23 protein-coding genes and 1 tRNA gene are annotated in these 20,838 nt (G+C 58.2%); 10 read left to right on the plus strand and 14 right to left on the minus strand.

All coding sequences use genetic code 11. The features are described 5' to 3' along the window. Nucleotide 1: 1 nt before the first annotated feature. The 8 genes from ACA064_RS01475 to ACA064_RS01510 form a co-directional block, all read right to left on the minus strand. Nucleotides 2-262 carry a helix-turn-helix transcriptional regulator gene (locus ACA064_RS01475; protein WP_497671805.1) on the minus strand — a complete coding sequence of 87 codons (261 nt, stop codon included), beginning with the start codon at nt 260-262 and terminating at the stop codon, nt 2-4. A 182-nt stretch (nt 263-444) separates the two neighbouring features. Further along, nucleotides 445-1,164 (minus strand): hypothetical protein, encoded by a 720-nt coding sequence (locus ACA064_RS01480; RefSeq protein WP_497671806.1) that lies wholly within the window; start codon nt 1,162-1,164, stop codon nt 445-447. 99 nt (nt 1,165-1,263) lie between these two features. Further along, a complete protein-coding gene (locus ACA064_RS01485) occupies nt 1,264-2,469 on the minus strand; it encodes a tyrosine-type recombinase/integrase (RefSeq protein WP_497671807.1) in 1,206 nt (401 codons plus the stop codon). A 209-nt stretch (nt 2,470-2,678) separates the two neighbouring features. Then, nucleotides 2,679-2,754 (minus strand) — tRNA-Phe (locus tag ACA064_RS01490). A gap of 103 nt (nt 2,755-2,857) precedes the next feature. Continuing rightward, on the minus strand, nt 2,858-3,130 hold the full coding sequence (locus ACA064_RS01495; RefSeq protein ID WP_150643273.1) for an oxidative damage protection protein: 273 nt from the start codon (nt 3,128-3,130) through the stop codon (nt 2,858-2,860). Then, nucleotides 3,127-4,194, minus strand: coding sequence for an A/G-specific adenine glycosylase (gene mutY, locus ACA064_RS01500; RefSeq protein ID WP_497671808.1), 1,068 nt, complete (start codon nt 4,192-4,194; stop codon nt 3,127-3,129). Before mutY ends, ACA064_RS01495 begins: the two co-directional genes overlap by 4 nt. Further along, nucleotides 4,191-6,419, minus strand: a complete 2,229-nt coding sequence (locus ACA064_RS01505) for an AsmA family protein (RefSeq protein ID WP_497671809.1) — start codon at nt 6,417-6,419, stop codon at nt 4,191-4,193. The genes mutY and ACA064_RS01505 overlap by 4 nt, the downstream gene beginning before the upstream one ends. A gap of 85 nt (nt 6,420-6,504) precedes the next feature. Continuing rightward, on the minus strand, nt 6,505-6,903 hold the full coding sequence (locus ACA064_RS01510) for an acetyl-CoA sensor PanZ family protein (protein ID WP_497671810.1): 399 nt from the start codon (nt 6,901-6,903) through the stop codon (nt 6,505-6,507). A 259-nt stretch (nt 6,904-7,162) separates the two neighbouring features. On the opposite strand from ACA064_RS01510, the gene hisB reads away from it, so the two are divergent. From hisB to ACA064_RS01540, 6 genes are all read left to right on the plus strand, one after another. Beyond that, nucleotides 7,163-7,756, plus strand: coding sequence for an imidazoleglycerol-phosphate dehydratase HisB (gene hisB, locus ACA064_RS01515; protein ID WP_150643277.1), 594 nt, complete (start codon nt 7,163-7,165; stop codon nt 7,754-7,756). After that, entirely contained in the window at nt 7,756-8,394 is a 639-nt protein-coding gene (hisH, locus tag ACA064_RS01520; protein WP_497671811.1) for an imidazole glycerol phosphate synthase subunit HisH, read from the plus strand. The genes hisB and hisH overlap by 1 nt, the downstream gene beginning before the upstream one ends. Continuing rightward, complete coding sequence (locus tag ACA064_RS01525) at nt 8,394-8,648, plus strand: DUF2164 domain-containing protein (protein ID WP_150643279.1); 255 nt, start codon at nt 8,394-8,396, stop codon at nt 8,646-8,648. The genes hisH and ACA064_RS01525 overlap by 1 nt, the downstream gene beginning before the upstream one ends. A gap of 42 nt (nt 8,649-8,690) precedes the next feature. Then, a complete protein-coding gene (gene hisA, locus ACA064_RS01530; protein ID WP_497671812.1) occupies nt 8,691-9,440 on the plus strand; it encodes a 1-(5-phosphoribosyl)-5-[(5-phosphoribosylamino)methylideneamino]imidazole-4-carboxamide isomerase in 750 nt (249 codons plus the stop codon). Between the two features lie 93 nt (nt 9,441-9,533). Further along, nucleotides 9,534-10,304 (plus strand): imidazole glycerol phosphate synthase subunit HisF, encoded by a 771-nt coding sequence (gene hisF / locus ACA064_RS01535; RefSeq protein ID WP_150802322.1) that lies wholly within the window; start codon nt 9,534-9,536, stop codon nt 10,302-10,304. Nucleotides 10,305-10,401: 97 nt separating this feature from the next. Beyond that, complete coding sequence (locus ACA064_RS01540) at nt 10,402-11,157, plus strand: substrate-binding periplasmic protein (RefSeq protein WP_497671813.1); 756 nt, start codon at nt 10,402-10,404, stop codon at nt 11,155-11,157. A gap of 40 nt (nt 11,158-11,197) precedes the next feature. On the opposite strand, the gene ACA064_RS01545 is transcribed toward ACA064_RS01540, so the two are convergent. The 5 genes from ACA064_RS01545 to gpmI all read right to left on the minus strand — a co-directional run bounded on the left by ACA064_RS01545 (nt 11,198) and on the right by gpmI (nt 18,154). Further along, the gene (locus tag ACA064_RS01545) at nt 11,198-12,697 is read right to left on the minus strand and encodes a trypsin-like serine peptidase (RefSeq protein ID WP_497671814.1); all 1,500 of its coding nucleotides are present in this window, start codon (nt 12,695-12,697) and stop codon (nt 11,198-11,200) included. Between the two features lie 222 nt (nt 12,698-12,919). After that, nucleotides 12,920-13,708: a divergent polysaccharide deacetylase family protein gene (locus ACA064_RS01550; RefSeq protein ID WP_497671815.1), complete on the minus strand. Its 789-nt coding sequence runs from the start codon at nt 13,706-13,708 to the stop codon at nt 12,920-12,922. Nucleotide 13,709: 1 nt separating this feature from the next. After that, entirely contained in the window at nt 13,710-15,014 is a 1,305-nt protein-coding gene (locus ACA064_RS01555) for a S41 family peptidase (protein ID WP_497671816.1), read from the minus strand. 31 nt (nt 15,015-15,045) lie between these two features. Then, entirely contained in the window at nt 15,046-16,335 is a 1,290-nt protein-coding gene (locus ACA064_RS01560) for a murein hydrolase activator EnvC family protein (protein ID WP_497671817.1), read from the minus strand. A 289-nt stretch (nt 16,336-16,624) separates the two neighbouring features. Then, nucleotides 16,625-18,154: a 2,3-bisphosphoglycerate-independent phosphoglycerate mutase gene (gene gpmI, locus ACA064_RS01565; RefSeq protein WP_497671818.1), complete on the minus strand. Its 1,530-nt coding sequence runs from the start codon at nt 18,152-18,154 to the stop codon at nt 16,625-16,627. A gap of 149 nt (nt 18,155-18,303) precedes the next feature. Between gpmI and ACA064_RS01570 the strand changes: the two genes are divergently transcribed. From ACA064_RS01570 to secB, 3 genes are read left to right on the plus strand one after another with little or no spacing between them, the layout of a single operon-like run. Beyond that, nucleotides 18,304-18,717 (plus strand): rhodanese-like domain-containing protein, encoded by a 414-nt coding sequence (locus ACA064_RS01570; RefSeq protein WP_497671819.1) that lies wholly within the window; start codon nt 18,304-18,306, stop codon nt 18,715-18,717. Between the two features lies 1 nt (nt 18,718). Beyond that, nucleotides 18,719-18,973 (plus strand): glutaredoxin 3, encoded by a 255-nt coding sequence (gene grxC, locus ACA064_RS01575; RefSeq protein WP_497671820.1) that lies wholly within the window; start codon nt 18,719-18,721, stop codon nt 18,971-18,973. Between the two features lie 42 nt (nt 18,974-19,015). Next, nucleotides 19,016-19,504 carry a protein-export chaperone SecB gene (secB, locus tag ACA064_RS01580; protein WP_497671821.1) on the plus strand — a complete coding sequence of 163 codons (489 nt, stop codon included), beginning with the start codon at nt 19,016-19,018 and terminating at the stop codon, nt 19,502-19,504. Between the two features lie 132 nt (nt 19,505-19,636). Here the strand turns inward: secB and ACA064_RS01585 are convergent, their stop codons facing one another. Next, a complete protein-coding gene (locus ACA064_RS01585; protein WP_019691309.1) occupies nt 19,637-20,092 on the minus strand; it encodes a tRNA (cytidine(34)-2'-O)-methyltransferase in 456 nt (151 codons plus the stop codon). On the opposite strand from ACA064_RS01585, the gene ACA064_RS01590 reads away from it, so the two are divergent. Continuing rightward, nucleotides 20,091-20,531, plus strand: a complete 441-nt coding sequence (locus ACA064_RS01590; protein ID WP_497671822.1) for a hypothetical protein — start codon at nt 20,091-20,093, stop codon at nt 20,529-20,531. The two genes, ACA064_RS01585 and ACA064_RS01590, sit on opposite strands and share 2 nt — an antisense overlap. Nucleotides 20,532-20,838 lie beyond the last annotated feature (307 nt).

The following is a 20,838-nucleotide window of genomic DNA, read 5'->3' on the forward strand; positions in this document are numbered from 1 at the left end:
CTCAGGCCACCGCTCGGCTTTCGGCGATGCGGTCATTCATCCAGTCGTAAATTTCGGCCTCGACCCAGACCACGCACTTTGGCCCCAGCATTACTTGTTTGGGGAAGTTGCCAGCGGCCATTCGGCGATAAATTTCGGTGCAAGAGATGCCGGCGATGCTTTGCACGGCCTGGCGCTTGATAAAGCGGATTGTCGGTTTATCGCCGGGGACAAGTACGGTCTGATGAGATTTTGTGCGGATGTGGTGGGTAGTGGCTGTCATCGTCTAAGCGCTCCAGGGCGGTTTGGGTAATCGACGATGGCAATGCTGGCAGGATGGATCGGGTGGGCAGCAACCCTTTCAAGTGGGCAGTAGGTGGGCACATGATCGCGACACTAGGTGCTCACTTGCATTGCTCTCTTAGGTGGGCACCTAGGCTGTAAGTGGCGGTTTTACTGGCTTGCTCAGGTGGGCACCTTCTTGCTTTTTAGTCCGCCCCGTCTCAAGCGCGCCGGACGAAGAATGAGATTCACGGCGTCCGCCATGTTCGCGCCAGCCCCCTTTTCGCGAAGGTACTTAATCACTGCCTCCTGAGTCGGTGCCGTACTTGGATCATCTTCGTCGTAGGTTGACCACATTTGCTTTATCGCATCCTCTACAAACTCCAAGCCTTCGGAGGCGTGTCCGTAGTACGGCAGCGCCAACGGCTTGGGGTCGGCCTCAATAGTCGTTGGTGTTGGTGCTGGCGATAGTTTTGGCACGGCAGGCGCAGGGCGCTTTGGTCTGGTTATGCTCACATTTTCACTGGCAATCCACCCTACCAGGGAGGCGCGGGTGATGATCGTATCGGCAGGACTTATTTCGGCCTCTCGGTCAGTCACTTTGACGATACACAAAGTTCTTTCCATGCTCACACCGTCATACTCGTTTGTTACTGCCATCCAGACATAACCTTTGCAGACAACCGGTGTAATAAGCCCTTGCCGGATTGCAGAGACAATACCCAGCACTTGCCCATGAGCCTGCTTCCATCTCGGTAATCGGTGCCGCTTAGCGCTATCTAGCGTGGCATCGAAAGGATCAATCATGGCGAGTAATAGGGCGGCCTGCTCTGCGGTGAACTCCATAACCGGCTTCCAATGGTCAAGGTTTGGCAGGCGGTCAAGGTCATCGATGTCTCGCATTGTCACGCCCTCCAGGCGATCCCGTATTGAGTAGATCGGCTGACCAGGCAGATGGGAAGTCCGCTTTTCGCTCTGTCGAGCTAAGCCAGCCAAAACTTGTTATGCCTTTTGCTTGATGCTTACCACGTTGGCGCCAGCGCACAGGGCGTCGATTGAGTCGGCCCACGCTTGCATCATTTCCCGGCGCTGCTCGACATAGGCCGCGTGGTTGTAGGTGCCGCGTATCTCGTCGCTGTCACCGTGGGCAAGCTGGCGCTCGATCCAATCTTTGTTGTACCCGCGCCCGTTCAACTCGGTGCTGAGCAGGTGGCGGAACCCGTGGCCGGTCTGTCGGCCTTCGTACCCAGCCAACCGCAAAGCCTTATTGATGGTGTTCTCGCTCATGGGCCGCTCGGGGTTGGTGCCAGCAAAAACCAGCGAGTAACGCCCAGTGATTTCGTTGAGCTGGCGCAGGATCGCAACAGCTTGACGGGGCAGGGGGACGATATGAGGGCGGCGGGCTTTCATGCGGGCGGCGGGTATCATCCAGACAGCGGCGTCTAGATCGAACTCAGACCATGGCGCTTGGCGTAATTCACCAGGGCGAACCGCTGTCATCGTCAACAGTCGGACGGCGTGCTTGGTCAGGGTATGAATGTTCGCGGCCTCGACCTTGCCCAGCAGTTCGGGAAGTTCGGCAAAGGTGACGTGTGGGTGATGGCGAGCGGCTTTTGTTGGCGCAGCCACCACGTTTAGATCGGTGGCCGGGTTGGTCTCTACGACGCCCTTGGCCAGCCCGAAGCGGAATATCTGGTGTAGCCATTGGCGGATCTTGCCAGCGGCATTGAGCGTGCCCCTTGCCTCGACAGTGCGCACCAGTTCGACCAGCTCGGGCCGGGTTATGGCTTTTATCGGGCGGGCGCCAATGCCCGGGATAATGTCGTTATCCAGGTACAGCTTGGCTTTGTAGGCGGTAGCGTCTGCCCATCGCGGCGAGTTGTACTCGTACCACTCTCGCGCCAGTGTTTCGAAAGTCAGGCCCTCGACCTTCTGAGCTTGTTTAACGGCTTTTTTCTGTTCGCCGGGGTCTACGCCTTCAATCAGCAGCTGGCGCGTCTCATCGCGGAGCTGGCGAGCTTTCAGCAGGGTGACGGCAGGGTATGCCCCAAGCGCCAGCATCTTTGCGCTGCCGTTGAAGCGGTACCGATAGCGCCATAGCTTAGAGCCGGTCGGGGTTACTTCAAGGCACAGGCCGTTGGCGTCGGTCAGCCGGTATAGCTTGTCCTTCGGCTTGGCGGTGCGGATGGTGGTATCTGATAGTGGCAAAGCAGCCCCCTTGCAGGCCGCACCAGGCGGGCGTATTGCCGCCAAGGTGTGAGTAGATTTCTAGGCCGAACTGGATCTACTCACGAATCTACTCACATATGTTTGGGCTTACAAGGGAACGGTTGGGAATCGTAGAAAGCAAAAAGCCCGCACTAGGCGGGCTTCTTGTGTGTTTTCAGGTGTGCTTGGCATCACCTGAAAACGAAAGGTGGTGCCCAGAGACGGAATCGAACCGCCGACACGGGGATTTTCAATCCCCTGCTCTACCGACTGAGCTATCTGGGCAACGGGGCGCATTAAACTGGTTTTTCGGGGGGTCGTCAAGCAAGTTTTCAAAAAAAGTTTAATTATTACCGTCGCTTACGACCCGAGCCCCGATAAAACGGGGTTATTCGGACGGCGGCACGTAGCCTTCGGCCTTGGCGTAGTCCTCTCCGGAAAAGAACTTGTCCATTTCGCCCTGCAGATATTTGCGGTCCTCGGCGTTCATCATGTTCAGGCGTTTTTCGTTGATCAGCAGAGTTTGGTGCTTTTGCCAGTCAGCCCAGGCCTTGGCCGAGACGTGATCGAAAATGTCCTGGCCTTTGGCGCCCGGGAATGGGGCGCGCTCCAGGGCGGGCAATTCTTCTTTGTACTTGCGGCACATGATGGTGCGGGTCATGACGACTCTCCTGCGTTCAATACGTCGGCCGCGCGTTTGAGCAGCTTTTTCACCGGGGCGGCAAGGCCCAGGCGCGGCGGGGTGGCGAGGTTATACCAGAGCCAGTCAGCCTCGGCCACGTGATGGCCGGATTCCTGGACCTGAACCAGCCAGGGTTCGATAGCCAGTTGGAAATGGCTGAAGGTGTGAATCAGGCTTGGCAGTTCGTGATGTTTGCCCAGTTCCAGCGAGTGCTGCAGCGCCAGATGTTCCAGGTCGCCGAGATCATCCAGCTCCGGCAAGCTCCAGAGGCCGCCCCAGAGGCCCGTGGACGGGCGACGGTAAAGCAGGATGGCGCCGTCGCGGTTGGCCAGCAACGGCATCAGGGTGCGCCTCTGTGGCACGCTCTTGCGCGGCTTGGGAATCGGGTAGCGAGTCTCCAGACCAAGCAAGTGCGCCTCGCAGCCGCTTTCCAGTGGGCAGAGCAGGCAACTGGGTTTACTGCGGGTACAGAGCGTCGCGCCGAGATCCATCATTGCCTGGGTGTAATTGTTGACTCGGCTGTGCGGGGTGAAGCGCTCAGCATTGGCCCACAGCTGTTTGGCGACCTTGGGTTCGCCCGGGTAGCCCTCTTGCGCGGTAAACCGTGCCAGCACCCGCTTGACGTTGCCGTCGAGGATCGGTGCGCGCAGGCCCATGCTCAGACTGGCGATGGCGCCGGCGGTGGACAAGCCGATACCGGGCAGTTCGATGAGTTTTTCGACGTCGCGGGGAAACTCCCCGGCGTGGTCGGCGACGATAATCTTCGCAGTCTTCTGCAGGTTACGGGCGCGGGTGTAATAGCCCAGGCCGGTCCATAGGTGCAGCACTTCGTCTTCCGGTGCCGCGGCCAGGGCTTCGACCGTTGGCAAGGACGCCATGAAGCGGTCGAAGTAGTTCAGTACGGTGCTGACCTGGGTCTGCTGCAACATGATTTCCGAGACCCACACCCGATACGGGGTGATGCCCTGTTGCCAGGGCAGATCGTGGCGGCCGTGGCGGTCGTACCAGTCCAGCACCGCCGTTGAAAACTGCTCGGCTCTCATCGTTTGAACAGCCCCTTGAGGGCGTCTTTCAGTTCCGGACTGACTTTGTCGCCGAGTTTCTCTTCCAGCTTGTCGCCGAGCTTGTCACCGGCCAGTTTGGCCGCGATCTTGCCCAGCCCGTCATTGTCCAGGCGGCAGGCCTTGGCTCCCAGTTCCAGCGGGCCGCGGCAACGCAATGGCCACTCGATGCCGACATAACGCTCGTTGACCTGGCAGGCCGGGTCCGGCATGTCGCTCTTGTCGCCTTCGATGAGGATGCCGACACGGTAATCCATGCCCAGTACCCGCAGGTCGACATCACCGTTGCCCTTGACGGTCAGCCCCGGGATTCGCACTTTCAGGTCGGGGTTGCTGGCCACGCCGTTACGGAAGGTCAGGTTGCCCTTGAGCTCCTCGAACGGAGTGTCCTTGCCCCGGGGTGGGCCGTTGAGCGTTTTGCGATTGAGTCTCGCAATGCCCTGGCAGAGTTGCTGTTCGAGGTTGGCGTTGAGCAGCACGCCGTCGTTGATGACGATGCTGCTGGTGCCGTTGAGACTGTCGATCAGGGCTTTCTGGCTATTACCGCTGCCAGTCAGGCTGCTGTTCAAGGTGACCAGGCCTTTGACCGGCGGCGTTTGCCCCTGGCTTTCGAGGATGCGTTCGATCGGCACATTGTTGATGCGCGTCTGCATGCTCAACATCGGCTCCGGCTGGCGCACATCAAGGTTGCCATTGGCTTCGAAATTGCCGTCGTAGAGATCGCCGCGCAGATTTTCGAGTTTGAGCAGGCCGCCCAGGCCGGAAGCTTTGAGCGTTGCATTCTGTATCGGCAGGTTGTCGAGGGTCAGTTGGCCGAAGCTCAGGTCGGCGTCGATATCCAGTTTGCTCAGACGTTCGATCGGCAGCAGTCTTTCGGTGCTCCAGGCGCCCTTGGTGGGTGCGTCGGGCAGGGGTGAGGTAGCGGGCCCGGCCATGGCAGTGTCCTCGCTGCTTTTCACTTCAGCCTTACGGGCTACCGCCGCGCTGTTGGCTTCAGCGGATTTTGGCGGCAAGTAGCGATCAACGTTGAAGGTGTCGCCCTTGAGCTGTACGCGCAGGGACTGCTTGGCGAAGTCGTCGACCGCAATGCGTCCGGCGAAGGTGCCGTCGTCGAGTTTCAGGTTCAGGTCTTCGAGGGCAACGCTGGTGGGCGTGCCTTTGAGGCGGCTGACCAGTTCGACCTTGCTCAAGCTACCCTCGGCCATGGCTGGAAGCTTCTGGCCGATGCTGTCGACAAACTTCGCCAGGTCGAACTGAGCAATCGACAATCCGCCGCTGATTTGCGGGGTCTTGTCCAGATCGTTGATCTTCAGTTCACCCAGGGCGCGCAATTGGTTGGCGGAGATTTTCAGGCCGGTCCATTCGGCAACGTTGGCTGCCTTGTCGACCAACAACTGGCCTTGTGCGGCGAAGGTCATGGTCTTGCCTTGCAGCGGTTCGCCGGAAGCTTCGCCGGAGAGCTTCATGTCTTCGAACTGATAGCGTTTGAGCACCCGATCGAAACGCAGTTCGCCGCCGAGTTCGGTTCTAACCCGCAATACCGGTTGGCTGCTGCCCAGAAATGCCGTCAGTTTGACTGGAATATTGGTGCCTTCGTGGATCGCACCGGTACTCAGCTGGATGCTTTCAGCGCTGTACAGCTTGCCACTCTGTTCATCGAAATATTCAACCCGAGCGTTGTTCACGGTCAGGCTGTCGATATCCAGACGAACCGGCTTGCCAGCCTTGTCGGGCGCTGGAACCGGAGCTGGCGCGGGCTCCCCGGCCGTTGTTGCGCCAGCGTCAGCTGGTGTGGCGATAGGCGCAGTCTTGCCAATATCCTGCCAGTTGCCGTGACCGCTCTTGTCGCGATTAAGGCGCAGATTCAGCCCTTCTACACGGACATCGCTCATCTGTACTTCACGGCGCAGCAGTGGGATCACGCGTACCGACAAACCGAGCATCTGCAGGTCGGCGAAAGGTTTGGTCGGGTTGGCCAAGGTCGCGATGCTGGCTTCGTGCAGTTCCAGACCAAGCCAGGGGAACAGGCTCCAGCCGATATCGCCATTGAGCGTCAGCTCAATGTGGGCCTTGTCGCGGGCCATCTGGCGAATCTCGTCTTTGTAGTCGTTGGGATCGAATAGGTGGGTCAGAGCGAAGCCCAGAGCCACAATAATCAGCAACAGCCCGAGAATTACCAGACCCAGGATTTTGCCAAACGCTTTCATGGGCGAGTCCTTGTAGTGTGTCGAATTCGTAAATTTAGCCGGGGAGTATAGCGCTCCGAACCCGGCGGCAGGCCACGGATAGCGATTAGAGCAGATCCAGCGGCAGGTGTAGCTTGGCCGCCAGTGCCTGTGCCTCCAGATGCCCGGCGGGCGCCAGCAGACGCAGTGTTGCACCCTGCTGCTCAGCCATTCTTTGTGCTTCGCTCACCAGGCGCTCGGCCACACCGCGGCGCCGGGTGATTTTCCGTACGCACAATTGCGACAGGTGCCAGGTCTCAGGCTGCCGTTGCAGGCGTGCCGCACCTAGCAGCCGGTCATTGAAACGCCCGGCGATCAGGCTAGCATCGCGCAGGCCGTGTTCGATCAGCTGCAGCTCATCGGCGAACGGCGCAAGGAGCCAGTCTGGGGCATCGCGATAAATCTTCTGCAGGTCTTGCTGATCCTGGTAGCTGGCTTCGCTCAGTGACTCGACAACGATGGGCATGGAACTTCCTTGGGCGGACGGGAGCAGATGACACAGAGAGGTGATGTCAGTTTGATTTTTCGGTCATGAGCAAATGGTAACCTCTGCCTGTTCGTATCGATATGCCTCCAGGGGTGGTGGTTTTTTGCTTGTCCTGACATGTATATCACTGACGGCGCTGGATTCAGTCCGTCAGTGATATCGACCTTCATGTTTCTGTTTGTCGCCCGCGAGCCTATAATGGCTGCCTTTTTCGCCCAATGATTTTGCGGAGCTGGTGATGGCCGAACGTAAGGCGTCTGTCGAGCGCGACACTCTGGAAACCCAGATCAAAGCCTCGATCAACCTGGATGGCACCGGAAAGGCCCGATTTGATATCGGTGTTCCTTTTCTTGAGCACATGCTGGATCAGATCGCCCGTCACGGGTTGATCGACATTGATATCGTGAGCAAGGGCGACCTGCATATCGACGACCACCATACGGTGGAAGACGTTGGTATCACCCTGGGTCAGGCCTTCAGCAAAGCCATCGGCGACAAAAAAGGCATCCGTCGTTACGGCCATGCCTACGTGCCGCTCGATGAAGCGCTGTCGCGCGTGGTGATCGACTTCTCCGGCCGTCCAGGCCTGCAGATGCACGTGCCCTATACCCGCGCTACCGTCGGCGGCTTCGATGTCGACCTGTTCCAGGAATTCTTCCAGGGCTTCGTCAACCACGCCAACGTTTCCTTGCACATCGACAATTTGCGTGGGCACAACACCCACCACCAGATCGAGACTGTGTTCAAGGCCTTCGGTCGCGCGCTGCGCATGGCCGTCGAGCTGGATGAGCGCATGGCCGGGCAAATGCCTTCGACCAAGGGCGTGCTCTGATGCAGACGGTCGCGGTTATCGATTACGGCATGGGCAACCTGCACTCGGTGGCCAAGGCCCTCGAGCACGTGGGTGCCGGCAAGGTGTTGATCACCAGTGATGCCAGCGTAATTCGCGAAGCCGATCGGGTGGTATTCCCCGGGGTCGGCGCGATTCGCGATTGCATGGCGGAAATCCGTCGTTTGGGTTTCGATTCGCTGGTGCGCGAAGTCAGCCAGGATCGTCCGTTTCTCGGCATCTGCGTCGGCATGCAAGCCTTGCTCGACCACAGCGAAGAGAACGATGGCGTCGATTGCATCGGTCTGTTTCCGGGTCAGGTGAAGTTCTTCGGCAAAGGTCTGCACGAAGATGGCGAACACCTGAAGGTCCCGCATATGGGCTGGAACGAAGTGCATCAGGCGGTGGATCACCCGCTATGGCACAACATTCCGGACCTGGCGCGCTTTTACTTTGTGCACAGCTACTACATCGCCGCCGGCAACCCGCGGCAGGTGGTGGGTGGCGGTCACTATGGCGTCGACTTCGCCGCAGCGCTGGCTGAAGGTTCACGTTTTGCCGTGCAGTTCCATCCGGAGAAGAGCCATACCCATGGCCTGCAGTTGCTGCAGAACTTCGCCGCCTGGGACGGTCGCTGGTAATGGCCAGGAAGAAGCCGCCGATTCTCACGCTCACCCCTGAGCAGGAGAACGAAGCCAACAGCAAGATCAAGCGTTTCATGGAAGATCGCTTCGAGCTTGATCTGGGCTCGTTCGAGGCGGCTGAAATCCTCGATCTGTTTACCCGCGAAATTGCTCCGCACTATTACAACAGGGCGATTTTCGATGTGCAGACGCACCTCAAAGAGAGGTTCGAAAGCATCGAAAGCGACTTGTGGGCGCTCGAGAAAAACTGATTTTCGAGTGAAGCTGAAAAATCGAATTTGAAGGTTTGCCAGATGCTGATTATCCCCGCTATCGATCTTAAAGACGGTGCCTGTGTACGTCTGCGCCAGGGCCGCATGGAAGATTCCACGGTGTTCTCCGATGACCCGGTGAGCATGGCCGCCAAGTGGGTGGAGGGCGGTTGCCGCCGTCTGCATCTGGTCGATCTGAACGGCGCCTTCGAAGGCAAGCCGGTCAACGGCGAAGTGGTCACTGCCATTGCCAAGCGCTACCCGAACCTGCCGATCCAGATCGGCGGCGGTATCCGTTCCCTGGAAACCATCGAGCACTACGTCAAGGCTGGCGTCAGCTATGTGATCATTGGCACCAAGGCGGTCAAGGATCCGGCATTCGTTGCCGAGGCCTGCCGTGCGTTCCCGGGCAAGGTGATTGTCGGTCTGGACGCCAAAGACGGTTTCGTCGCGACCGATGGCTGGGCTGAAATCAGCACCGTGCAGGTGATTGACCTGGCGAAGCGTTTCGAAGCGGACGGCGTCTCGGCCATCGTTTATACCGACATCGCCAAAGACGGCATGATGCAGGGCTGCAACGTGTCGTACACCGCGGCGCTAGCGGCGGCTACACGGATCCCGGTGATCGCTTCCGGTGGCATCCATAACCTGGGCGACATCAAGTCGCTGCTGGACGCCAAGGCGCCGGGGATCATCGGTGCCATCACGGGCCGCGCGATTTATGAGGGCACTCTGGATGTGGCTGAGGCTCAAGCATTTTGTGATGGCTACGCGGCCAGCTCCAAGCTGTAAGCTGCAAGCTGCAAGTTAGAAGCGTGACCGCGATCCGCTCTTACTTGCAGCTTGTAGCTTGTAGCTTGCAACTCTTAATCGGAGATTAAGCCCATGGCTCTGGCCAAACGCATCATCCCTTGCCTGGACGTGGATAACGGCCGGGTGGTCAAGGGCGTCAAGTTCGAGAACATCCGTGACGCCGGTGATCCGGTGGAAATTGCTCGTCTTTATGATGAGCAGGGCGCCGACGAGATTACCTTTCTCGATATCACCGCCAGCGTCGATGGCCGCGACACCACGCTGCATACCGTCGAGCGCATGGCCAGCCAGGTGTTCATTCCGCTGACCGTGGGCGGTGGTGTACGGACCGTGCAGGACATTCGCAACCTGCTCAATGCCGGTGCGGACAAGGTCTCGATCAACACCGCCGCGGTGTTCAATCCGGAGTTCGTTGGCGAAGCCGCGCAGCATTTCGGTTCGCAGTGCATCGTCGTCGCCATCGACGCCAAGAAGGTTTCATTGCCGGGCGAAACCCCGCGCTGGGAAATCTTCACCCACGGCGGTCGCAAGCCGACTGGCCTGGATGCGGTGGAGTGGGCGATGAAGATGGAAGGCCTGGGTGCTGGTGAGATCCTGCTGACCAGCATGGATCAGGACGGTATGAAAAACGGCTTTGATTTGGGCGTTACCCGCGCCATCAGCGATGCGTTGGGGATTCCGGTGATCGCCTCCGGCGGTGTCGGCAACCTGCAGCATCTGGCAGACGGCATCCTGGAAGGCCACGCCAGCGCGGTATTGGCGGCGAGTATTTTCCACTTTGGCGAATACACGGTTCCCGAAGCCAAGGCTTATATGGCGCAACGCGGTATCGTCGTTCGCTAGTCGTTCGACATAAAGGCCCTAGTGGCCACACAGGCCACTAGACAGCATGTCGGGCTCACGGCACTCTTGGGCACGCCATGGATTTGGGTAGCCCGTTATGTTCAAACGTCTTCTCCTTGTACTCGCCAGCGCTTCGGTATTACTCGCCGGCGCCGCTCACGCTGCAGAGAGTGTTGACACCCCACTGGTGTTGCTGACGGAAAACTTCCCGCCGTACAACATGGCGAAGAACGGTAAAAACTTCGCACAGGACGAAAACATCAACGGTATAGCCGTGGATATCGTCCGCGAAATGTTCAAGCGCGCCGAGATCAACTACAGCCTGACCTTGCGCTTCCCGTGGGAGCGAATCTACAAGCTCGCACTGGAAAAGCCGGGGTATGGCGTGTTCGTCATGGCGCGTCTGGCGGATCGCGAAAAACTCTTCAAATGGGTCGGCCCGATCGGCCCGGACGACTGGATTATGCTGGCCAGGGCCGACAGCAAGATCAATCTCGAATCGTTACAGCAGGCGCGCAAGTACAAGATCGGCGCCTATAAAGGCGACGCGATTGCCGAGACTCTGACCAAGCAAGGGTTGGCTCCGGTCGTGGTGCTGCGCGATCAGGACAATGCGAAGAAACTGGTGAACGGCCAGATCGACCTGTGGGCCACCGGCGACCCGGCCGGCCGCTATCTGGCGCGACAGGACGGAGTCACAGGGCTCAAGACGGTATTGCGTTTCAACAGCGCTGAGCTCTATCTGGCGCTGAACAAAAACGTGCCGGATGAAGTGGTGAAAAAACTTCAGGCCGCATTGGATCAGTTGCGCCAGGAAGGCGTGGTCGACGACATCATGGCACGATATCTCTGAGTGCTTTCAGCGGGGCGGTTGCTGATGCTGTTTTGATGTTTCAAGGTAATGCCAGCAAGTCAGTGCGTACTGCTGAGGGGCGAAAATCATAGTCCCTTCCATAGCTGCAAAGAGTCAGAGGAAGTTGCTCGGCGCTGAAGGTGACGTCTTCAGTGACGAAAATATACTCTTCAGTCTTTACATCGTTGCAATTCGTCTTGTCTGCAGGTCCCGCGTAATAGTAACTTTCGGTATACAGGGGATTTGAATAGCGCCATGTGACGTTATAGTTCCAGTCAGCACCCAGGGTAATGGTTGGTTCTGCCATTCTGACGGGTTTTTCTTCGACGAGTTGTGCCGGAGAGATAAAGGTGTTTCTCATCAGTCCAGCCGTTGCAACCTGTTTTGCTGATTCGACACCAAGCACGCAGAGAAAATACATGCCTGCTTCGCGACCCGTAGGCGTATCGATGAAAGCCTCGGTGGAGCGTATTTCCTGGCTGTAAAAGTCGGGAGACATACACTCACTGGCATCGCGTACGGTTTTAAAACGGTAGTAAGGAGTATTAATCGAAAAATTCAGACCCCATGTCGGTATCTCTGGTTTTTCAGCGGATGGCACCGTGGTATACCTCAATGGAACGTAGCCCTTTGTGGTGAGTTCAAAGCCAGGCTCCAGCGTGCAGGAACTTGATGTAGTGCTGAAAATTCCATTCACGAAACAGTCAGGCAAGTAGTCGATAGCGTGGCTGTAATGGGTTTCAGGAGCCCAGTCGGGTTGCCCATTTTTGACTTCGCAGGGAGTGTTTTCGAAGCACAATTCATCAGGCCCCGATCCAACTGTAGAAGTAAATAGCACGCCGACAATACTTCCTGTCACACGATCAAGGACAGGGCTCCCGGAAGAACCACTGCGAATATCCTTGCACCTGTTCTTCAGGGTGTCCGTAAAAGTCTTCCAGTCTTCAACAAGCGATGCCTCTGTGGGTTGCTGAAGGCAAGCAGTCAAGCGTAGTCCGGATTCCGGAAGCTTTGAGGGGGCGCCGACAATGAGGACATCACCTGGCGCTGTAAAGGCATCACGTGTCAGTTTTAGCGGTGTTATTCCATCGTTCAGCAATGTGGCAAGAGAGGAGGTCAGCTCCAGAACTGCAATGTCGGTGCCGGTCATGCTGGCCCAGTTTACTGTATGGATTTTGTAGTTCTTGTATTCCTTCGGGGTATCATTGAAGAAATTAAACGTTACGCTGGCTTCAAAAGGCAGTGCTCTGACAGGGCGCGGTAGATACGATATACAGTGTCCGGCAGTGAGCACATAAGCGGGGCCTGATGCATTGTTTTCGTCATCTCGGGTGTCAATCAGGCTGGCGGTGCATAGAGGGTAGCCATCCTTGAAGACTTTACCAACACCATTCCAGTGGCTGTATTTTCCTTCATGGTTTTTAAGCAGTATCGAGTGTGATTCGTTGCTAAGTCCTTCCCCTAGATCTCCTGCATGGAGGGTTCCGGAAAGGAACAGGGCTCCAAATGTTAAATAGGAAGCTATTGCAGGTGTATTCATGACCGATCCTTGGTGATGATGGTTGATTCAGTATCTGGCTGTGTTTGTATGGAAGGGTATTGTGGTGGGTTTTATATGTGCAGGTGATATACATATATATTGTGCGTGATAAAGACCAGTGGCGAGTTTTGAAAATATACGGTTACCCGCTACATGTTGGTAATGCCGGAGTTTTCGAGGGAGCAGGAGGGGCGCAGGTTCTTTATGGGTAGTGCTAGTTAGTTATCGGACTTCGTGATAGCGCCCATTTTTTCCATGCGCTGCTGTTGCTTGATTGCCGCGCACACTGATCATCAACTTGATATCGATCCAGTCGATGCCCTGGGCCTTGAGCTTGGGCAGTTCACGCTCAAGCACCGCCAGGGTTTGTGGATAAGGGTGGCCGATCATCACCGCCGAGCCCTGCTTGCGAGCGAGGCTGATAGCGGTCTGCAGTTGAGTGAAGATCGCCGCCTCGGTGCGCTCATCATCGAGAAACACGTCCCGCGAAACACTCGCCAATCCTGTTTTCTGCGCTTGGGCCGCGGCCGCGGTTTTAGCACTGGTGCGGCTGTCGACGAAGAATTTGTGCCGACGTTGCAAGTCAGCCATCAACCAGGCCATGGCCTGGGGTTCGGCGGTCATGCGGCTGCCCATGTGGTTGTTAAGGCCACTGGTGTAGGGCACGGCCTTGAACGCCGCATTCAAGCGTTTCTCGAGTTCTTCCAGGGGTAAGTCGGGATGCCAGGCGAATGGACCGGTAGCGGGGTCCATAGGCATGTGCAGCATCACTGTCATGCCGGCGCGATGGGCTTCGCGGGCGAATTCGGCGGCATGGGGAGTATCGGGCATCACCGCGGTGGCGACCGGGCCGGGCAGTGCCAGCACCCGGCGGTCCCGTGGCAGGTTTTGCCCAAGGTCATCGATGATCAGGCTCAGGTAAGCCTTGTGCGGGGCCTCCGTATCGGCGGGCAACCCGTGAGCAGCGCCCGCCAGGCAGCAGAGCAGACCGAGGAACAGCGCAAGACGCATCTCAGTGGTTGCGTGTGATGCTCAGACCTTTGAGCAGGCTCAGGGCCTGGGCCAATTGGTAGTCATCGTCCTGTGGCATCGGCTTGGCTTTGCCACTGGTGGTCGGCTTGTCGGCACCGCCGTTGCCATTGCCCAGATGACCTTGCAGATCGGCTTCCTTGAAGTATTCGCTGTCCTGCTCGCTGGTGATCTTGGCCTTGCGCACTTCGATGTCCGGCACGATGCCCTGAGCCTGGATCGAGCGACCGTTCGGGGTGTAGTACAGCGCGGTGGTGATCTTCAACGCACGGTCGTTGTTCAGTGGCAGCACGGTTTGCACCGAGCCTTTGCCGAAGCTGGTAGTGCCCATCACGACCGCACGTTTTTGGTCCTGCAGGGCGCCGGCGACAATTTCCGAAGCCGAAGCACTGCCGCCGTTGATCAGCACCACCAATGGAACGGCTTCGCTTTCGTCTTTGCCGGTCGCGGAGAAGCGCAGTTCGGAGTTGGCAATGCGGCCCTTGGTGTAGACGATCAGGCCCTTGGTGATGAAGTGGTCGACCACTTCAACCGCCGATTGCAGCACTCCACCCGGGTTGTTGCGCAGGTCGAGAACAATGCCGTTGAGTTTCTTGCCATTGTCCTTGCGCAACTTGGCCAGGGCCTTGGAGACCTCTTCGCCGGTCTTGACCTGGAACTGGGTGATGCGAATGTAACCGTAGCCGGACTCGAGCAACTGGCTCTTCACACTCTTGACCTGAATGATGGCGCGGGCCAGCGTCACGTCGAACGGTGTGCCGCCATCGCGCACCAGGGTCAGGGTGATTTTCTCGCCGACCTTGCCGCGCATTTTTTCGATCGCTTCGGTCATGCTCTGGCCGCGAGTCGGCTGGCCATTGATCTTGACGATAAAGTCGCCGGCCTGAATGCCTGCTTTGGACGCTGGGGTGTCGTCGATTGGCGAAACAACCTTGATGAAGCCGTCTTCGGCGCCAACTTCGATGCCCAGGCCGCCGAATTCGCCGCTGGTGCTTTCCTGCAGCTCAGCGAAGTCTTCCGGGCCGAGGTAGGCCGAGTGTGGATCGAGGTTGTTGAGCATGCCCTTGATGGCATTTTCCAGCAGGGTCTTGTCGTCTACGGGTTCGACATAGGCAGCCTTGATCCGGTCCATGACCTCGGCAAAGGTGCGCAGCTCGTCGAGGGGCAGTGGCGCCTTGGTGGTCGCGGCCGTCGCCGGCTTCGCGGTTTCGGCGGCGAACGCGCAGGGCGCACCGATCACAATGGCGATCGTCAGGGCCAGCGAGGTAAGGCGGGACAAATGCAGCATGTCGAACAAACTCCTGAATTAAATGGTGCGCCTATCCTTGCGCACGGCACCATTGTGCGGGATCGCTGGGGCGACCCTGCTGGCGAATTGCGAAATACAACGCAGGGGTGTCCTGGCCGCCACTGCTACCGACAGTGGAGATGGATTCACCGGCTTTGACAATGTCGCCAGCTTCTTTAAGTAGCGTCTGGTTATGTCCGTACAGGCTCAAGTAGCCGTTGCCATGGTCGAGAATGACCAGCAGCCCGGCCCCTCGCAACCAATCGGCGAAGACCACGCGACCACCGTGTACGGCGTGTACCTGGCTGCCGGCGGAGGCGCTGATCATCACCCCGTCCCACTTGGTGCGGGCGTCATCGCCACGGGATTCGCCAAAGCGCGCAAGCAGGCGACCATCAACTGGCCATGGAAGTTTGCCGCGCGCTGAGACAAAAGGCCCGCCGTAGGATGCTCCCGAACTGGAAACCAACGGGCCGGGCGCTGCTTTAGCCGGTTTGCGCGGGCTATCGTCGCTGGCGGCCGCCTGGGCCTCAAGCAAGCGCTTTTTTTCGGCTTCCTGCTGGGCAATCAGCGCTTTTTGTCGTGCTTCTTCTGCCTCCCGGGCCTGGCGAGCCAGGGTTTCTTCAATGGTTTTCAGGACTTTCGACAGGTCGGCCTGATCTTGCTCCCGGGCCTGGAGCTTTTCGTCACGGACCTTTACGTCGCTGTCGAGCCTGGCCAGCACCAATTGGCGCTCTTTGCGGACTTTATCGAGTTCGTCACGCTGGCTGTCGAGGCTGCTTTTCTGCACTAGCAGCTGAGCCTGCTGCAGCGCGATGTCCTGTTCGACATTGGCCAGTTGGCGCAGGGTCTCGTTGAAGTTCTTCAGCTGCTCCAGGCGTGCCTGGCTCAGGTAATCGTAATAGGTCAGGGTCCGGGCAAATTTTTCCGGATTCTGTTGGTTGAGCAGTAGCTTCAAATACTCCTGTCGACCGTTCTGGTAGGCCGCACGGGCCTGAATGGCGATCAGTCGTTGCTGTTCAATGCGCGCGCTCTGGAGTTTTTTTTTCTCTTCATCGAGCCGCTGCAACTCGGATTCGCTTTTCTTCAGCTCTTTTTGCAGGGTCTCGACCTGCTTCTCGAGCTTGCCCATTTCGGTTTCGGTGCCGCGCAGGTCTTTCTGCACACCGGTTTTTTCCTCCTGGAGCTTGCCCAGGAGCTTTTTCAGCTCGGCAATATCCTGACGCGTAGCGTCCAGCTGTTGTTGGGTTTGTACGCGCTCGTCGGCGAAGGCCGGTTGGAGCAGGCAGACAAGAGCAAGGGTAATCAGGGCGCGAAGCATAGCGGCGGGCGACACCAGGGAAAGGGATGGCCTAGTATGCCCGCCGCGGACCGCAAAAAAAATGCCCAATTCAGGCTGTGTGATGACTGGAGTGGGGTTGAGTCGGGTCTGGCACGCAAAAACAGCGCAAAACCAATGTGTGCGGGCTTTGTGGGAGCTGCGCCCTGTAGGAGCGAGCTTGCTCGCGATGGACTCAAGAGCGGCGCGTTAATTCAGAAAACACGCATTATTGTTAACGTCCATCGCGAGCAAGCTCGCTCCTACAAGAGCCCTCATTCAGTGCAGGGCGTCAGACCAGAATCGAAGTGCCAGTCATTTCTTCAGGCTGCTTGAGATCCAGCAGTTTGAGCATGGTCGGCGCCACATCGGCCAGTACCCCACCTTCGCGGACTTTAAAGTCGCGCTTGCCGACGTAGATGAACGGTACAGGCTCCGTGGTGTGCGCAGTATGGGCCTGGCCGGTGGATTCGTCGGACATCTGTTCGACGTTACCGTGGTCTGCAGTGATCAGAGCTTCACCGCCGACTTTTTCCAGGGCCTCGACAATCCGGCCAACGCACAGGTCCAGGCATTCAACGGCTTTCACTGCCGCGTCGAATATGCCGCTGTGACCGACCATGTCGCCGTTGGCGTAGTTGACGACGATGACGTCGTAACGCTGGTTTTCAATGGCGTCGACGATTCTGTCGGTGACTTCTGGTGCACTCATTTCTGGTTGCAGGTCATAGGTCGCGACTTTCGGCGACGGGATCAGGATGCGTTCTTCGCCGGGGAAGGGCTCTTCACGACCGCCAGAGAAGAAGAAGGTCACGTGGGCGTACTTCTCGGTCTCGGCAATGCGCAGTTGGGTTTTGCCGTTTTTTGCCAGGTAATCGCCCAGTACGTTTTCCAGGCTGCCCGGAGCAAAGGCCGAGGGTGCCGGAATACTGGCCGCGTATTGGGTCAGCATGACGAAAGCTGCCAGTTTCGGCTGGCGGGCGCGCTCGAAGTCCTTGAAGTCGTCTTCGACGAACACCCGGGTCAGCTCGCGGGCGCGGTCGGCGCGGAAGTTCATGAACACTACGGCATCGCCGTCTTCGACCTTGACCGGCTCACCAATGGTCGTGGCTTTGACGAATTCATCGTTCTCGCCGCGTTCGTAGGCCGCTTGCAGGCCTTCCTGAGCGGTAGCGGCGTTGAATTCGCCGTTGCCATCGACGATCAGGTTGTAGGCCTGGGACACACGGTCCCAACGGTTGTCGCGGTCCATGGCGAAATAACGACCCACGATACTGGCGATCCGACCCTTGCCGAGGGTTTTGAAGGACTCATCCAGCAGTTCAATCGACGATTGGGCGCTTCTCGGCGGCGTATCACGGCCATCGAGGAAGGCGTGCAGGTAGATTTTCTCGGCGCCGCGCCTGGATGCCAGTTCGGCCATGGCTATCAGGTGGTCCTGATGGCTGTGCACACCGCCATCGGACAGCAAACCGAGGATATGCACCGCTTTGCCAGCGGCAACGGCTTTGTCTACGGCAGCGCAGAGGGTCGGGTTTTCGAAAAAATCCCCGTCACGGATCGATTTTGTTACCCGGGTGAAGTCCTGGTACACCACGCGGCCGGCGCCGAGGTTCATGTGGCCGACTTCCGAATTGCCCATTTGGCCGTCCGGCAAGCCGACGTCCATGCCCGAGCCCGAAATCAAACCATTGGGCACCGTGGCGCACAAGCGGTCTAGCACAGGCTTCTTGGCCGAATAAACGGCGTTGTTTTCTTGGCTTTCACTGTAACCGAAGCCATCCAGAATTATCAGGACCAAAGGTTTAGGCGTGGTAGTCATAGATCCCACTCGTGGCTGGATTGATAGGGTATGGAAAAAAGAGTGGCAGTTTAAAGGCAAGTTCAATCGCCGTCACCGCCGGGCGGGGTTTGGTCGGCCATGGCGGCTGTGTATACTGGCCGACATTTTAACGTCCTGGAACCTCCTAGATGGTTGCTCACCTGATTGAATTTGCCACTACACACTATCTGCTCGTCGGTATCTTCGTCGTTCTGCTGGCACTGCTAATCGCCCATGAGATGAAAGGCGGCGGCCGTAGTCTGAGCACCGGTGAACTGACCGGGCTGGTCAACAAGGACGCAGGCGTGGTGATCGACATTCGTCCGACCAAGGATTTCGCCGCCGGTCACATCGTTGGCGCGCTGAACATTCCTCACGACAAACTCACCGCTCGCGTCGGCGAACTGGAAAAGCACAAGGCCAAGACCATCATCCTGGTCGACGCTCAGGGCCAGACTTCCGGTACTCACGCCCGTGAACTGCTGAAATCCGGCTTCACCGCCGCCAAGCTGTCCGGCGGCATTGCCAGCTGGAAAGGCGACAATCTGCCGCTGGTGAAGTGATATGAGCCAGGTCGTTGTCTACTCCAGCGACTACTGCCCTTATTGCTCGCGAGCCAAGTATCTGCTCGAGAGTAAAGGCGTAGCCTTCGAAGAGATCAAGGTCGATGGCAAGCCGCAGGTGCGCGCTGAAATGTCCCAGAAGGCCGGCCGGACTTCCGTACCGCAAATCTGGATCGGCAGCACACACGTCGGTGGTTGTGATGAGCTGCACGCTCTGGAGCGCGCCGGCAAGCTGGACGCGCTGCTCAAGGCTTGAATCCCCAACCCTGTTAGACCCTAAAAGTGAGAAGGATCTGCGATGACTGATGAACAGAACACTACTGCTGCCAGCGAAGACGAATCTGCTCCGCAATTCTCCCTGCAGCGTATCTATGTGCGTGACCTGTCCTTCGAAGCGCCGAAAAGCCCGGCGATCTTCCGCCAGCAGTGGGAGCCGAGCGTAGCTCTGGATTTGAACACTCGTCAAAAGAGTCTGGAAGGCGACTTCCACGAAGTCGTGTTGACCCTGTCGGTCACCGTGAAGAACGGTGACGAAGTCGCGTTCATCGCTGAAGTGCAACAGGCCGGGATCTTCCTGATCAAGAACCTGGACGACGCTTCGATGAGCCACACCCTGGGCGCGTTCTGCCCGAACATCCTGTTCCCGTACGCTCGCGAAACCCTGGACAGCCTGGTGGTTCGTGGTTCGTTCCCGGCGCTGATGCTGGCTCCGGTGAACTTCGACGCGCTGTACGCACAAGAGCTGCAACGCATGCAGGCCGCGGGCGAGACTCCGACCGTTCAATAAGCGGTCCTGAGCGTCGAAGCAAGCCCAATGTGGGAGCGGGCTTGCTCGCGAAAGCGGTGTGTCAGTCAACATTAATGTTGAAGCCGATGCCCCCTTCGCGAGCAAGCCCGCTCCCACATTTGTTATGTGGTGTTATTTAAAACCGAGTTGACGCCAGCCTTCGTAAACCGCCACGGCGACCGTGTTGGACAGATTCAGGCTGCGGCAGCCTTCGCGCATCGGCAGGCGCAGGCGTTGCTCGGCTGGCAGGGCGTCCAGCACCTCGGCCGGCAAGCCCCGGCTTTCCGGACCGAACAGGAAGGCGTCGCCCTCGGCGAAGCTGGCGTCGTGGAACGGTCGCGAGCCCTTGGTGGTAAAGGCGAACAAGCGTGGGTGACCGAGGCTTTCGAGGCAGCTGGCAAGGTCTGCATGGCGTTGCAGGGTGGCATACTCGTGGTAGTCGAGGCCGGCCCGGCGCAGGCGCTTATCATCCATCTCAAAGCCCAGCGGCTCGATCAAATGCAGGTGGCAGCCACTGTTGGCGCACAGCCTGATGACGTTGCCGGTGTTCGGCGGAATTTCTGGTTGAAAAAGGATGACGTGAAACATGCACGGCTCCGAAGGTAAAGATGGGCTGCATTCTACCCCTGAAGCGGATCCGCGGCCGAAGCTATTGCGCCGGATGTTTTTCTCGCTGGTGATAGTCGGCGTAATGGTCGGCCTGATGATCGGCCGCCTGACCACACCGGATCCGACCGAGCTGCAGCAGGTGGATGTCGTCACGGATGGCTTGGTGCTGTGGTTCAACAATGAGCCCAAGCTGCATGGCGAACATATCGAGGGCACCGTGGCTTTGCTGTTCGAGGCGACGGGCAGGGCGCAGAAGGGTCAGCTGAAGGTCAACGGCAAGGACGCGAATTGGCGGGTGCGCTCCAGTGATGGAGGGTTGCTGCTGAATCTGCTGGCAGCCCGGCCGTTGCGTGGCGAATGGTCCGGTGCCGAAGTGGAAGGTCGCTGGCGGCTGGAGATCCGTCTCCGGGAGCAATAAAAGAGGGAATCCCCGGCCTGCCTGTACCAAGGTTCCCAAAACTGGGTGGGGCTCGACGCTGATGCGTCATGAGCTCCGGGTGTAAAGAGGGGGATTCTCGGCCTGCCTGTACCAAGGTCCCCAAAACTGGGTGGGCTCGTCGCTGCTCGCGTTGTGAGCCCCGGATGTAAAGAGGGGAATCCCCGGCCTGCCTGTACCAAGGTCCCCGAAACTGGGTAGTGATTGAGCTATTGCAGGGGGCGTGCCAGTTTTTGCAAAACCCTCCAGAAAAGCTTTGTCACATCTCTGTGAAGCCCGTGTTACGGGG

The sequence above is a fragment of the Pseudomonas sp. LBUM1658 genome (assembly GCF_059716055.1).

Excerpts from the sequence above, each read along its gene's own strand:
- ACA064_RS01475 (WP_497671805.1), bottom strand. The coding sequence starts at position 262 with ATGACAGCCACTACCCACCACATCCGCACAAAATCTCATCAGACCGTA.
- ACA064_RS01480 (WP_497671806.1), bottom strand. The coding sequence starts at position 1,164 with ATGCGAGACATCGATGACCTTGACCGCCTGCCAAACCTTGACCATTGG.
- ACA064_RS01495 (WP_150643273.1), bottom strand. The coding sequence starts at position 3,130 with ATGACCCGCACCATCATGTGCCGCAAGTACAAAGAAGAATTGCCCGCC.
- mutY (WP_497671808.1), bottom strand. The coding sequence starts at position 4,194 with ATGAGAGCCGAGCAGTTTTCAACGGCGGTGCTGGACTGGTACGACCGC.
- ACA064_RS01505 (WP_497671809.1), bottom strand. The coding sequence starts at position 6,419 with ATGAAAGCGTTTGGCAAAATCCTGGGTCTGGTAATTCTCGGGCTGTTG.
- ACA064_RS01510 (WP_497671810.1), bottom strand. The coding sequence starts at position 6,903 with ATGCCCATCGTTGTCGAGTCACTGAGCGAAGCCAGCTACCAGGATCAG.
- hisB (WP_150643277.1), top strand. The coding sequence starts at position 7,163 with ATGGCCGAACGTAAGGCGTCTGTCGAGCGCGACACTCTGGAAACCCAG.
- hisH (WP_497671811.1), top strand. The coding sequence starts at position 7,756 with ATGCAGACGGTCGCGGTTATCGATTACGGCATGGGCAACCTGCACTCG.
- ACA064_RS01525 (WP_150643279.1), top strand. The coding sequence starts at position 8,394 with ATGGCCAGGAAGAAGCCGCCGATTCTCACGCTCACCCCTGAGCAGGAG.
- hisA (WP_497671812.1), top strand. The coding sequence starts at position 8,691 with ATGCTGATTATCCCCGCTATCGATCTTAAAGACGGTGCCTGTGTACGT.
- hisF (WP_150802322.1), top strand. The coding sequence starts at position 9,534 with ATGGCTCTGGCCAAACGCATCATCCCTTGCCTGGACGTGGATAACGGC.
- ACA064_RS01540 (WP_497671813.1), top strand. The coding sequence starts at position 10,402 with ATGTTCAAACGTCTTCTCCTTGTACTCGCCAGCGCTTCGGTATTACTC.
- ACA064_RS01545 (WP_497671814.1), bottom strand. The coding sequence starts at position 12,697 with ATGAATACACCTGCAATAGCTTCCTATTTAACATTTGGAGCCCTGTTC.
- ACA064_RS01550 (WP_497671815.1), bottom strand. The coding sequence starts at position 13,708 with ATGCGTCTTGCGCTGTTCCTCGGTCTGCTCTGCTGCCTGGCGGGCGCT.
- ACA064_RS01555 (WP_497671816.1), bottom strand. The coding sequence starts at position 15,014 with ATGCTGCATTTGTCCCGCCTTACCTCGCTGGCCCTGACGATCGCCATT.
- ACA064_RS01560 (WP_497671817.1), bottom strand. The coding sequence starts at position 16,335 with ATGCTTCGCGCCCTGATTACCCTTGCTCTTGTCTGCCTGCTCCAACCG.
- gpmI (WP_497671818.1), bottom strand. The coding sequence starts at position 18,154 with ATGACTACCACGCCTAAACCTTTGGTCCTGATAATTCTGGATGGCTTC.
- ACA064_RS01570 (WP_497671819.1), top strand. The coding sequence starts at position 18,304 with ATGGTTGCTCACCTGATTGAATTTGCCACTACACACTATCTGCTCGTC.
- grxC (WP_497671820.1), top strand. The coding sequence starts at position 18,719 with ATGAGCCAGGTCGTTGTCTACTCCAGCGACTACTGCCCTTATTGCTCG.
- secB (WP_497671821.1), top strand. The coding sequence starts at position 19,016 with ATGACTGATGAACAGAACACTACTGCTGCCAGCGAAGACGAATCTGCT.
- ACA064_RS01590 (WP_497671822.1), top strand. The coding sequence starts at position 20,091 with ATGCACGGCTCCGAAGGTAAAGATGGGCTGCATTCTACCCCTGAAGCG.
- ACA064_RS01585 (WP_019691309.1), bottom strand. The coding sequence starts at position 20,092 with ATGTTTCACGTCATCCTTTTTCAACCAGAAATTCCGCCGAACACCGGC.